The organism is Pseudomonas sp. SB113, assembly GCF_040754745.1.
Classification (GTDB): Bacteria; Pseudomonadota; Gammaproteobacteria; order Pseudomonadales; family Pseudomonadaceae; genus Aquipseudomonas; species Aquipseudomonas grimontii.
This window is the reverse complement of record NZ_JBFMHW010000214.1, coordinates 1-427: the sequence shown is the minus strand read 5'-3', so window position 1 is coordinate 427 and position 427 is coordinate 1. Positions and strand designations below refer to the sequence as shown.

The window sequence follows — 427 nt, the reverse complement described above, 5'->3', positions numbered from 1 at the left end:
CCTAGAAACAACCCATCGGGGCGAAGCGCGCGCCTGATCTGGATCAGCATTCCCGGAATATCGTCGTTTTCCTGAAGCGCCAGAAGCGAAACTGCGAGGTCGATGCTGTCCGGCTCCAGCGGCACAGTTCCAGGTTTGCTGACGAGGCCGGGTGCGCCGCGCAGGAAGCTTTCGTCAGCCTCGATTCGTTTGACCACCGCAGCCTTGCCGGTCGAGGCAATTGCAGTTGCCGCGTCGCCGGTAATATTGAAAAGTGCCGCTGCTTTTTCGAAGTTGCGTTCGACGGCACCGAGCCGGTCTGCGAGTTCTTCCGACACGCGAGCCATGAGGAAATCCGCGCCGGGCACGGCGCGTTTCAGAGCGCGTCTTTTGCGCTCCAGGAGCAATTCCGTATCGAACAGCGGTTCAACCATGGTCTTTTTCTCTG

Annotated in this window: 1 protein-coding gene; it reads right to left on the bottom strand. The window is 59.5% G+C overall.

Features of this window, described 5'->3' with window-relative positions; all coding sequences use genetic code 11:
• Positions 1-413: methyltransferase domain-containing protein (locus tag AB1462_RS32225; protein ID WP_367249177.1), on the bottom strand; the 413-nt coding region annotated here is incomplete at its 3' end.
• Between the last annotated feature and the right edge of the window lie 14 nt (positions 414-427).